Source organism: Falsiroseomonas algicola, from assembly GCF_011040385.1.
Classification (GTDB): Bacteria; Pseudomonadota; Alphaproteobacteria; order Acetobacterales; family Acetobacteraceae; genus Falsiroseomonas; species Falsiroseomonas algicola.
On sequence record NZ_JAAIKB010000008.1, the window covers coordinates 128,536 to 140,363 of the forward strand.

General features: G+C 69.9%; 12 protein-coding genes. 10 read left to right on the plus strand and 2 right to left on the minus strand.

The window, feature by feature from the left end:
* Positions 1–2: 2 nt before the first annotated feature.
* Both G3576_RS19480 and G3576_RS19485 read right to left on the minus strand, forming a co-directional pair.
* Positions 3–509, minus strand: coding sequence for a VOC family protein (locus tag G3576_RS19480; RefSeq protein ID WP_164696106.1), 507 nt, complete (start codon positions 507–509; stop codon positions 3–5).
* Positions 510–621: 112 nt separating this feature from the next.
* Positions 622–1,905: an amidohydrolase family protein gene (locus G3576_RS19485; protein WP_164696107.1), complete on the minus strand. Its 1,284-nt coding sequence runs from the start codon at positions 1,903–1,905 to the stop codon at positions 622–624.
* 177 nt (positions 1,906–2,082) lie between these two features.
* Between G3576_RS19485 and G3576_RS19490 the strand changes: the two genes are divergently transcribed.
* From G3576_RS19490 to G3576_RS19535, 10 genes are all read left to right on the plus strand, one after another.
* The gene (locus G3576_RS19490; protein WP_164696108.1) at positions 2,083–3,090 is read left to right on the plus strand and encodes an ABC transporter substrate-binding protein; all 1,008 of its coding nucleotides are present in this window, start codon (positions 2,083–2,085) and stop codon (positions 3,088–3,090) included.
* A 37-nt stretch (positions 3,091–3,127) separates the two neighbouring features.
* Entirely contained in the window at positions 3,128–3,865 is a 738-nt protein-coding gene (locus tag G3576_RS19495; protein WP_328729377.1) for an ABC transporter ATP-binding protein, read from the plus strand.
* On the plus strand, positions 3,862–4,698 hold the full coding sequence (locus G3576_RS19500; protein ID WP_207622915.1) for an ABC transporter permease: 837 nt from the start codon (positions 3,862–3,864) through the stop codon (positions 4,696–4,698). The genes G3576_RS19495 and G3576_RS19500 overlap by 4 nt, the downstream gene beginning before the upstream one ends.
* Positions 4,699–4,709: 11 nt before the next feature.
* On the plus strand, positions 4,710–6,059 hold the full coding sequence (locus G3576_RS19505) for an FAD-dependent oxidoreductase (protein ID WP_164696109.1): 1,350 nt from the start codon (positions 4,710–4,712) through the stop codon (positions 6,057–6,059).
* Positions 6,056–7,204 carry a CaiB/BaiF CoA transferase family protein gene (locus G3576_RS19510; RefSeq protein WP_164696110.1) on the plus strand — a complete coding sequence of 383 codons (1,149 nt, stop codon included), beginning with the start codon at positions 6,056–6,058 and terminating at the stop codon, positions 7,202–7,204. Before G3576_RS19505 ends, G3576_RS19510 begins: the two co-directional genes overlap by 4 nt.
* Positions 7,201–7,977 (plus strand): enoyl-CoA hydratase-related protein, encoded by a 777-nt coding sequence (locus G3576_RS19515; RefSeq protein WP_164696111.1) that lies wholly within the window; start codon positions 7,201–7,203, stop codon positions 7,975–7,977. The genes G3576_RS19510 and G3576_RS19515 overlap by 4 nt, the downstream gene beginning before the upstream one ends.
* A gap of 7 nt (positions 7,978–7,984) precedes the next feature.
* Positions 7,985–8,887, plus strand: a complete 903-nt coding sequence (locus tag G3576_RS19520; protein WP_164696112.1) for a LysR family transcriptional regulator — start codon at positions 7,985–7,987, stop codon at positions 8,885–8,887.
* Between the two features lie 24 nt (positions 8,888–8,911).
* Entirely contained in the window at positions 8,912–9,826 is a 915-nt protein-coding gene (locus tag G3576_RS19525) for a LysR family transcriptional regulator (RefSeq protein WP_164696113.1), read from the plus strand.
* Between the two features lie 91 nt (positions 9,827–9,917).
* Positions 9,918–10,721 (plus strand): putative hydro-lyase, encoded by an 804-nt coding sequence (locus G3576_RS19530; protein WP_164696114.1) that lies wholly within the window; start codon positions 9,918–9,920, stop codon positions 10,719–10,721.
* A 32-nt stretch (positions 10,722–10,753) separates the two neighbouring features.
* The gene (locus tag G3576_RS19535; RefSeq protein ID WP_164696115.1) at positions 10,754–11,827 is read left to right on the plus strand and encodes a TRAP transporter substrate-binding protein; all 1,074 of its coding nucleotides are present in this window, start codon (positions 10,754–10,756) and stop codon (positions 11,825–11,827) included.
* Position 11,828: the final 1 nt, after the last annotated feature.

An 11,828-nucleotide genomic window follows, 5' to 3' on the forward strand; every position in this document is an offset into this window, starting at 1 on the left:
CCTCAGACGAGCTTCGGGTAGGTGGCGGGGTCATGGAAGTTGTGGCCGGCGACGTAGCGGCGGTGGTCGGACATGTCCGGCATCGGCCCCGTCTCCGCCTGGCCATCGAAAGTCAGTTCGAGTTGCAGGCCGGAAGGGTCATGGACGAAGAGCTGCCAAAGGCTCGTGCCGGGCACGAGGAACTCCCGCCAATCCAGCCGCGCCGAACGGAAGCGCGCGATGAAGGCGTGGTAGCCATGGCAGGCCAGCGAGACGTGGTCGATGGCGCCAGTGCCCGTCGGCGCCCGCCCTTCCGCCCCCAGCGCCGGGCCGCCGGCATAGACATGCAGGATCGCTGCGCCACCGGGCAGCGGCACGCCGAGCCAGGCGCCGGGATAGCCGAAATCCGGCCGCTTCACTTCCGCGAGGCCGATGATGCGCGTGTAGAAGGCGACGGTCTGCGCCAGGTCATTCGTCTTCACCGCGACATGGAACAGCCCGGCGGTGATCGCGGCGCCTTCAGCCTTCATGGTGGTCCATCCTCATCCCGGATGGGCGCAGCAACCCCCGTGCCAGTGCGGATGCGCGGTCAGCGGCACAAGGCCGCCGCGAAGCTGCGCGCCGCGCAGGCAGTGGCGCCCATCAGGCGGGCAGGCCGCCCCATCCGGCGCGACGCATGGCTGCAACCAGCGCGGCCTCTTCCTCTCGCACCAGGCGCCCCTCGCGAACCAGGACGGTGCCATCCACCATCACGTCGCGCACGCTGCGGGGCGAGGCGCTGTAGAGCAGGTTGGCGCCGAGATCATGCGCCGGCGCCATCTCCAGCCGATCGAGGTTCCAGGTGACGAGGTCCGCGCGCTTGCCGACCTCCACGCTGCCGATGAGGGGATCGAGGCCCAACACGCGCGCCCCATCCACCGTCATCATGCGCAACATGGTGGCCACGGGCAGCGCGGTGGGATCGCCGGCGGATTGCTTGCCGACCAGCGCGGCCAGGCGCGCTTCCCAGATCATGTCCATCGCGTTGTCGCTGGCCGTCCAATCGGTGCCGAGCCCGACCGGCACGCGGCCGACATAGCGATGCAGGGGGATCGTCCGCGCCTCGATCTTCAGGTTGCTGGCGGGGCAATGGGCGATGGCAATGCCATCCTCGCACCATCCCTCGATTTCCGACTCCTCGAGATAGATGGCATGCGCCGCGACGGTGCGCGCATTGGCGAGGCCCGCGCGGCGCAGGCAGGCCAGCGCGCCCGCATGGCCCCGCGCGCGCACCGCCGCCACCTCCGGCGCGGATTGCGCGACATGCAGCACGACGCGCGCACCCTCCCGCTCCGCGCGACGCGCGACCTCCGCCAGCAGCGCGTCGGAACAGGAATCGAGCGCATGCGGCGCGATGGCGGTGGTGATGCGGGACCGCGCAGGATCCGTACCGTAGCGCGCCAGCAGGCGATCGGTCTCCGCCCAGGCCTCCGCCGCCCGCGCATCGGTCAATGTGCTGCCGACCACGGCGCGCAGCCCCGATGCCTCGATCACCGGTGCCAGGCGATCCATGCCAGCGAGTCGATCCGCGATGCAGGTCACGCCGTTCAGCAGGAATTCCGCGCAGGCCGCGCGGAGGGAGAGCGCGTAGTCCGCCTCCGTGAAGCGTTCCTGGCCCGGCACGCGATAGGCGCCCGCCCAGAAGTCACGCGGCAGGTCCTCCGCCAGGCCGCGGAACAGCGCCGTCGCGGCGTGGGTGTGCACATTGACCAGGCCGGGCGTGACTAGCGCATGGCGGCAATCGATCACCTCGTCCCCGGGCACGACCGAGAGGTCAGGCCCGATGGCGGCAATCACGCCGTTCTCGATCCTGATGTCATGGCCGCGCAGGATGCGATGCGCGGCATCCATGGTGAGGATCGCGGCGTGGGTCAGGAGCAGGGCCATGGCCCATGCCCGCATGGGGCGGGGAGCGCGGTCAAGCCTGTCGAGACGTGCGAATTTTCCGCACGCATTGGCCGGAAAATTTCGTCTTTGCGCACACCCGGCACCATGCTTGCATGCCAGCCCAACGCACCGCGAGGCCGAGGGGGCCATGCGCGGCCTGTGCGATGGAGACTGGGCATGGCGTTGGATCGCAGGACGTTGCTCAAGGCCTCGGCTGCCGCGGCGGGCACCGGGATGATGGTCGATGTCGCGGAAGCGCAGGGCCGCACCGTGATCAACCTCCAGCTAGGCTGGATCACCGGCGGCAACCAGATCGGCGAAGTCTGCGCCAAGCAACTTGGCTACTACGAGGCCGAGGGCCTCGACCTGCGCATCCAGCCCGGCGGACCCAACATCGATGGCGTCGCGGTCGTCGCCGCCGGGCGGTTCGAGGTGGGCCAGGTCTCCTCCTCCCCCTCCCTGATGCTCGCGGCGTCGCAGGACATTCCCGTGCGCTGCTTCGCGGCTGGCGCGCAGGTGCATCCCTTCAGCTACATCTCCCGCGCCCGCAACCCGGTGCGCCAGCCGCGCGACCTGATCGGCAAGAAGATCGGCACGCAATCCACCGCCGTCATCCTGCTGCGCGCGCTGCTGGCCAAGAACAACATCGCGGAGCGTGACGTCACCATCATCCCGATCGGCGCCGACATGGCGCCGCTGATGACGGGCCAGGTCGATGTCATCACGGGCTGGCTGACCAACACCACCGCGCTCCGCGTGGTCACGGACCCCGTCGTCATGCGGCTGTGGGATACGGGCGTGCGGCTCTATGCCCTGCCCTACTACGCCACGGCGACGACGCTGGAACGCCGCGCCGATGTGCTGGCGCGCTTCCTGCGCGCCTCCGGCCGCGGCTGGGCCTATGCCCATGCCAACCGCGCCGCGGCCGTCGACCTGCTGGTCAAGGAATTCCCGAGCCTGAACCGCGCCGATGAGCTGGCGGCGCTGGAGGTGATGCTGGCCTATGCCTTCGGCCCGAAGACCGCGACGGAAGGCTGGGGCACGATGGACCCGGATGTGTGGCGGGAGCAGATCGACCTCTACGCGCAGCTCGGCCAGTTCTCCCGCCGCACGCCGCGCCTGGAGGAGGTGATGACCCTCGATATCCTCCGCATGACCAACGGCAACCGCCCGCTGATCGGCTGAGCGGGTGTCTGCCGCCGTCGAGTGCCGGGGTGTCACGGTGCGGTTCGTCACGGATCGCCGCACTGTCACCGCGCTGCGGGATGTCAGCATGGGGGTGGAGGCGGGCGGCTTCCTCTCCCTGCTCGGCCCCTCCGGCTGCGGGAAATCGACGCTGCTGCGGGTGGTGGCCGATCTCGTGACGCCGAGTGCAGGCCATGTCTCCGTCTTCGGCATGGCGCCGGCGGCGGCGCGGGCGGCGCGGACGCTGGGCTTCGTCTTCCAGGACGCGGCGCTGCTGCCGTGGCGGACGGCGCTGCAGAATGTGGAACTGCCGCTGGAGGTCGGCGGCACGCGCGACCTGCAACGCGGCGCGCCGACGCCGCGCGAGCTGCTCAAGCTGGTCGGGCTAGAGGGGTGGGAGAACAGCTACCCGCACGAACTCTCCGGCGGCATGCGCCAGCGCGTCTCCATCGCCCGCGCGCTGCTCGGCGGGCCGCGCCTGCTGCTGATGGACGAGCCCTTCGGCGCCCTCGATGAGATCACGCGCGATCGGCTGAATGAGGAGCTGCGCCGCGTGTGGCAGGAGACGGGGACGACGATCCTCTTCGTCACCCATTCCGTCTATGAGGCCGTCTATCTCGGCGAGCAGGTGCTGGTGCTGGCAGCCAATCCCGGCCGCAACGCCGCGCATGTCAGCGTCGATCTGCCGCGCGACCGCGACCTCACGATCCGCGAGACGCCGGCCTTCACCAGCATCGTCTCCGGCCTGCGCGACGCTTTGGGGAGGGGGCATTGAGCATCACCGCCGACACCCTGATCGACGACCCCGGGCTGAAGGAGGCTGAGGCCGCGCATGAGCGGGCGCGCCGCAAGCTCGCCTGGCGACGGCGCCTGTTGCCGGTGGCGGGCATCCTGTCGATGCTGCTGCTGTGGTGGTTCCTGGTCTATATCCTGGAAGTCCCGCCCTTCGTGGCACCGTCGCCCGTCGCGGTCGCCACCACGCTGGTCGCGAAATGGCCGATCCTGATGGAGAATCTGGTGCCGACGGCGATCGAGGCGCTGGCCGGCTTCACGCTTGGCAACATCGTCGCCATCATCATCGCCACCGTCTTCGTGCATCGCAAGATGATGGAGGAAGCCTTCTTCCCCGTCGTCGTCCTCATCAACACCATCCCCGTCGTCGCCAAGGCGCCGATCCTGGTGCTGCTGCTGGGCAACGGGATGGAGCCGAAGATCGCCATCGCGGCTCTGATCTGCTTCTTCCCGACCCTGGTGAACATGGTGCGCGGCCTGGAATCGGTGAACCCGCAGGCGATGGAGCTGATGCGCGTGCTCTCCGCCAGCGAGCGCGAGATCTTCTTCAAGCTGCGGCTGCGCAATTCGTTGCCCTATCTGTTCTCCGCGCTGAAGATCGCGGCCTCCACCGCCGTGATCGGCGCCATCGTCGGCGAATGGATCGGCTCCACCACCGGCATCGGCGCGCTGATCATCCAGTCCATGTACAATTTCGACAGCGCGATGCTCTACGCCACCGTCATCGTCGGCTCCGCCTTCTCCGTGGCCTTCTTCGGCGCGATCATCGCCGTGGAACGCCTGGTGGTGCGCTGGCAGCCGGCCAACCCCGTCTGAAGGAAACAGCCATGGACGCGCAGCGCGTGCAGGAAACGCCGCGGGAGGCGACGGTTGTCGCGCGGTCGGATGTCGTCGTCGTCGGCGGCGGGCCGGCCGGCTTCTCGGCCGCGGTCGCGGCAAGGCGAATGGGATGTTCCGTCACCCTGCTGGAACGCTACCCCTATCTCGGCGGCCTGGCCTCCGGCGGCATGGTGCTGGTGCTGGACGACATGCATAACGGGCATGAAGTCACCACCACCGGCATCTGCATGGAGATGATCGACCGCATGGCGCGCGTTGGCGCCTGCGTCTATCCGCCGGAAGCGGAGCGCCTGACCGACTGGGCGATGTACCGGAAATGGGCGCGCTGGGGAGTCTTCGACTTCCGCTCCCATGTCCGCCCCCATCCCATCGTCATGGCCGCCACCTTCGATCCCGATGGCTGGAAGCGCATCGCGAATGAGATGGTGGCCGAGGCCGGCGTCGAGACGCGGATGCATTCCTGGTTCTCCTCCGCCATCGTGCAGGACGGCGCGATCAAGGGCGTGGTCTGCGAGACCAAGGCGGGCCGCCAGGCCATCATGGGCGATGTCGTCATCGACGCGACCGGTGACCTCGACGTGGTCGCGGCCGCGGGCGGCGCCTTCACTCATGGCGCCTACATGGTCACCACCGTCTTCCGCCTGGGCGGCGTCGATACCGATGAGGCCGAGCGCGTGCAGTTCGAGGAGCCGGAGCGTCACGCCGCCCTCGACAAGCAGGCCAAGAAGATCATGGGGGGGTCCTGGGAATACTGGTGGCTCAAGACGCCCTTGCCCGGTGTGGTCTGGTGCAACTGCCCGCACCTCGTCGGCTATGACGGGTTGTCGGTGGAGGACATGTCGAAGGCGGATTTCGAGGGCCGCAACCGCATCTATGCCCTGGTGCAATATGCACGGGACCACATGCCAGGCTTCCAGAACTGCTTCGTCATCGATGTCGCGCCGCAGCTCGGCATCCGGCAGACGCGCCTGCTGCAGGGCGACTACGTCGTGACGAAGGAGGATGTGCAGGACCGCGTCCACTTCCCCGACACCGTCGCGCGCGGCCGCGACTACTACACCCCCTACCGCGCCATGCTGCCCAAGGGGCTGGATGGCGCGATCGTCGCCGGCCGGCACTACTCCGCCACCGAATCCGCGCAGAAGCAGTCGCGGGAGATTCCGCCCTGCATGGCGATGGGGCAGTCCGCCGGCGTGGCCGCCGCACTCGCGGTGCAGGGCGGCATCGCGCCGCGTGCCGTCTCGCCCGCCGCTATCTGCGCCGCCGTGCGCGCCCAAGGCGGCGATCCCGGCGATCGCCCCTCCGCCAATGCGAAGATCCTGGAGACGGCGGCATGAGCACGCCCCTGCCGCTGGACGGCATCCGCGTCATCGACTTCACCCAGGTGATGATGGGGCCGGTCGCGACGCAGACGCTGGCCGATTTCGGCGCCGACGTCATCAAGATCGAACGCCCGCAGGGCGACCTGTCCCGCACCTCCTTCCCCGACCCCGCCGGCCCGCTCGGCCCGGTCTTCTGCTCGCTGAACCGGAACAAGCGCAGCGTGGTGCTGGACCTCCGCAAGCCGGAGGAACGGCAGGTGGTGCTGGACCTCGTCCGCACCGCCGATGTCGTGGTCAACAACTTCCGCGCCGGCGTGATGGAGCGCCTCGGCTTCGGGTGGGAGGACCTGTCGAAGGTCAATCCGCGCATCATCTACGCCGTCGGCACCGGCTTCGGGCTGGAAGGGCCCTATGCCCATAAGGGCGGGCAGGACGTGCTGGCGCAGGCCATGTCGGGCGTCATGCATCGCCGGTCCAATGCCGACCAGCCGCTCTATGTCCACGCCACGACCTTCGCGGACTATTCCGCGGGCATGCACCTCGTGCAGGGCATCCTGCTCGCGATCCTGCAGCGGCAGAAGACCGGCCGCGGCCAGCGCATCGCGGTCTCGCTGCTCGACTCCATGCTGGCCGCGCAGACCCAGGAAGGCGCGGCGCATCTGATGCGCGGCAAGGAGATCAATTGGGGCGCCATGCCGCTCTCCGGCGTCTTCGAGACGAGCGACGGCGCGCTGGTCATGGTCGGCGCCTTCAAGGCCGATCCGCTGGGCGACATCTCGACGGCGCTGGAGATCGACCATCTCGGCCGCGATCCGCGCTTCACGACGTTCGAGGACCAGGTCGCCAACAAGCCCGCGCTCCAGGCCATCTTCCGCGACCGGTTCAAGTCCAACACCACCGCCTACTGGCTCGCGCGCCTGGAAGCGCAGGACCTCCTCTGTGCCCCCGTCCGCAGCCTGGCCGAGGCGCTGGAGGATGAGCAGGCGCGGATCAACGAGATGATCCTGGAAGGCCCCGGCGAGATCGAGCCGATGCGCCTGGTCGGCTCCCCCATCCACATGTCGGACGCGAAGGTCACGCTGCGAATCCCGCCGGCCCGCCTCGGCAAGCACACGGAGGAAGTGAAGGCCGAACTGACCCGGGGCCTGGCTGCCGAATGACCGTTCTCTTCGAGGTCGCGGACCACGTCGCCCGCGTCACGCTCAACCGGCCAGAGGCGATGAACGCCGTCGATCGCGCGACGGAGGCCGAGCTTCAGCGCATCTGGACGGAGATCGAGGCGCGTCGCGACATCCGCGCCGTGGTGCTGACCGGCGCCGGCACGCGCGCCTTCTGTGCCGGCGCCGACGTCAAGGATGGCGGCGGCATGACGGGGCTGGAGTACTGGGCCGCGCCCCGCCCCGGCGGCTTCGGTGGCATCGCGCTGCGCACAACGCTCGACGTGCCCGTCATCGCCCGCGTCAACGGCCATGCCCTGGGCGGCGGGTTCGAGATGGTGCTGGGCTGCGACCTCATCGTGATGGCGGAAACGGCAACCCTCGGCCTGCCGGAACCGCGACTCGGCCGACTGCCGCTGGACGGCGGCATGGCGCTGCTGCAACGCCAGATTCCCCACCGCATGGCGATGGGCATGATGCTGACGGGCCGCCGCATCACGGCCGCGGAAGCGCTGGCCTTCCATCTGGTGAATGAGGTGGTGCCGCAGGATGGCCTCGATGCCGCCGTCGATCGCTGGCTGGAGGGGATCCTGGCCTGCGCGCCCCTTTCCGTCCGCGCCATCAAGCAATCCGTCCGCCGCACCGCCCACCTGACCGCGCAGGAAGCCCAGGCCGCGCGCCTGCCCGCGCTCATCGAGGCCTTGCAGTCCAAGGACCAGGATGAAGGCGTCCGCGCCTTCGTGGAGAAGCGCAAGCCGGTCTGGTCCGGCACCTGACGGCGCCGTGCACGCCGCGTCCCTCAACTACTTCCGGGAGACGGCGCGCCGCGGTTCCATCCGCCGCGCCGCCGCCGCCCTCAACGTCTCCGCCAGCGCGCTCAACCGCCAGATCCTGATCCTGGAAGAGGAGCTGGGGACGGCGCTGTTCGATCGCCTGCCCGGCGGCATGCGGCTGACGGCCGCGGGCGAATTGCTGCTGCAACACGTCGTCGGCACGCTGGTGGAATTCGACCGCGTGCGTTCCCGCATCGACGATCTCCGCGCTGCCCGCACCGGGCATGTCGGCATCGCGGCGGTGGACAGCCTGCTGGTTGACTTCCTGCCCCGCGCGCTGGACCGTTTCCGCGCCGACTTCCCGGCGGTCACCTACGCGCTGGATGCCGCCAACCCCGCGGAGGTGCCGCGGCTCGTGGCCGATGGCAGCTACGACCTCGGCTTCACCTTCGTCGGCCCGACGCCGCCGTCGCTCCGCTTCGAGCATGAGGTGCCGGCGCCGATCGGCGTTGTGATGCCCTTCGACCACCCGTTGCGCCAGAAGCGGGAAGTGAGCTTCGACGATGTCGCGCCCTACCCCTTCCTCGCCCAGGCCGGCCCCCTGCCCCGCTCCGCCGATGTCGATGCCGGCTTCGCGCGCTTCCGCTCCGGGCTGCGGCCGCGCCTCGTCTCCAATTCCATCCAGGCGCTGAAGACCGCGATCCGCCTCAACATGGGCATCGCCTTCTTCACCCGCCTCGGTTTCCTGGAAGAGATCGAGCGCGGCGAGGTCGCCTGGCGGCCCTTCGACAGCCCCGCCATCAACGCGCTGCGCATCGGGCTGCTGGTCCCCGCCAGCCGCGCGCCCACCGCGCCGGCGCGCCAGCTGGCGGCCCGGCTGGTGGAGGAGATGGGGCGGCTCGACACTATCTGATCCAGCTTGCAGGCTGCGCGCCCCATGGCCGATCTGCGCAGCCTCGAGATCTTCTTCTGGGTCGCCCGCCTCCGCTCCTTCCGCGGCGCGGCGGAGCGCCTGAACACGACCCAGCCCGCCGTCTCCCAGCGCATCGCGGCGCTGGAGGCGGAGTTCGGCGTGCGCCTTCTGGAACGCGGCCGGGCCGCGCAGCCGGCGGCGGGGCGCGGGGTGGTGCCGACGGCCCAAGGCCGCCGCCTGCTGGATTATGCGGAGCGCATGCTGCGCCTGCGGCGGGAGATGCTGGATGCCGTGGCCGGGCCGGGCGCCATCGGCGGCGTGCTGCGCCTCGGCGTCGCGGAGACCATCGTCCACACCTGGCTGGCCCGATTCATCGAACGCGCCCACGCCCTCTACCCCTCCGTCACCCTCGACATCGAGGTGGACGTCACCCATGCGCTGCGCGGCGCCCTGGCGAGCCACTCCATCGACCTCGCCTTCCTCATGGGGCCGCTGGTGGAACCGGAGATGGCCAACCTGCCGCTCTGCCGCTACCCGCTGGCCTTTGCCGCCAGCAGGCACCTCCTCCTGCCGCCGGAGCCGCTGGACCGCGACGCGGTGCTGGCCCTGCCCATCATCACCTATCCCCGCAGCACGGCGCCCACCATCGCACTCTCCGCCGCGCTGCGCAGCGCGGATGGGCCGACGCCGCGCGTCTTCGGCAATGCGTCGCTGGCCACCATCGTGCGGATGACGCTGGATGGCATCGGCCTGTCCGTCATCCCGCCCGCCGTCGTGGCGCGCGAATTGGCGGAGGGCTCGCTCCGCCTGGTGGAGACGACATTGACGCCGCCTGAACTCACCTTCACCGCGTCCTGGCCCGCCGGCCCGGATGATGCGCTGGCGCGGCGGCTGGCGGAGCTTGCGGTCGCCGTGGCGACGGAAGCCGGCCACCGATAAGCGCGGGTGATCGGAAAACATTCGGAATCACGATTGGCGCCTATCGCGGCTGCCGGCATGATTTGTCCGGACAGCTTTCCGAGGAGCCCCGATGCCGGACCACCTGCCGCCCATGACCGCGCTGGATGGGAGGGGCGTGCGCCTCGCCGCCCGGGCGGGGCGGCTGGCCGGCCACACCTCCTCCCTCGCGCCCGGCTTCGTGCAGGGGAACCTGGCCATCCTGCCCGCCGCCCTGGCCGGTGATTTCCTCCGGTTCTGCCAGCTCAACCCCAAGCCCTGCCCGGTGCTGGGCATCAGCGAGCCCGGGAGCCCCCGACTCCCCGAACTCGGCCACGATCTCGACCTGCGCACCGACCTGCCGCGCTACCGAATCTGGCGGCAGGGCGTTCTGGTGGAGGAGCCGACCTCGATCGGCCATGTCTGGCGCGATGACCTCGTCGCCTTCGTCCTTGGCTGCTCCTTCACCTTCGAACACGCGCTGATGGAGGACGGCATCCGCCTGCGCCACGTGGAGCAGGGCCGCAACGTCGCGATGTGGCGGACCAGCATCGCCTGCGCGCCGGCGGGTTCCTTTGCGGGGCCGATGGTGGTCTCCATGCGACCCCTGGCGCCCGCCGATGCCATCCGCGCCATCCAGATCACGACGCGCTTCCCCGGCGTGCATGGCGCGCCCGTGCATCTCGGCCACCCGCACCTCATTGGCATCGATGATCTGTCACGCCCCGACTATGGCGACGCGGTCGAGGTCGGAGACGACGAAATCCCGGTCTTCTGGGCCTGCGGCGTCACGCCCCAGGCCGTGATCGCCGCGGCGAAGCCCGACTTCGCCATCACCCACGCGCCCGGCGCCATGCTGGTGACGGACCTCCGCAACAGCAGCCTCGCCGTGCTGTAGTGCCAACCACCGACAGGGAGAACAGGGGAACCATGACCAGCATCGTCCAATGGAGCCGCGCCGCACTCGGCGCCGCGCTCGCCATCGGCCTCTCGGCCGGCGCCGCGCTGGCGCAGCCGCAGATCACCATCCAGGCCGTGACGCAGCCGACGCCGGCCATCCCGCAATACACGCGCGTGGATATCCCGCTGCTGCGCGATGGCCTGCCCGCCGCCAGTAATGGCCGCATCCGCGTGAACCTGGCCGCCTGGCCGGAGCGCAACCTGAACGGGCCGGAGATCATCCGCCTGGTCCGCTCCGGACAGGTCGAGATCGGCGCCGTGCCGCTCAACACCGTCGCCGGCGACGTGCCGCTGCTGGACATGGTGGACCTCGCGGGACTCAACCCCACCATCGGCCAGGCCCGCCAGGTGGCGGAGGCGCTGATGCCGGAGGTCAATCGCGGGCTGGAGCGCTTCGGCGTCCGCGTCATCGCCATGGCGCCCTATCCCGCGCAGGTGTTGTTCTGCCGGGAACGTGCCAATTCGCTGGCCGACCTGCGCGGCCGCCGCATCCGCACCGGCGGCGGCAGCATCAACGACTTCGTCGCCGCCGTCGGCGGCCAGGCCGTCGGCATCGGCTTCCCGGAAGTCTACGCAGCGTTGGAACGCGGCGTGGCGGATTGCGCCATCACCGGCACCGGCTCGGGGAATGGCGCCCGCTGGTATGAGGTGACGACGCACATGTATGCGCTGCCCGTCGCCTGGTCGACCTATGGCTACTTCATCAACCTGGCCTGGTGGAACCGCCTGGATGCGCCGGCGCGCGACCTCATCACCGGCACCTTCGCCAGGATCCAGGACGAGCAGTGGAAGCTCGGCGATGCGGCGTCGGAGGACGGGATCGCCTGCAACATCGGCGACCGCGCCAACTGCTCCATCGGGCGCCTGGTGGAGAACCGGCCGATGACCGTGTCCCGCCCCACGCCCGAGGATCTGCAGACGCTGCGCGGCATCCTGAGCAACAACGTGCTGCCCGCCTTCGTCCGTCGCTGCGGCGCCGCCTGCGGGGAGACCTACAACCGCATTGTCGCGCCGATCTCCGGCACGCGCTACGAGGCCCGCTGAG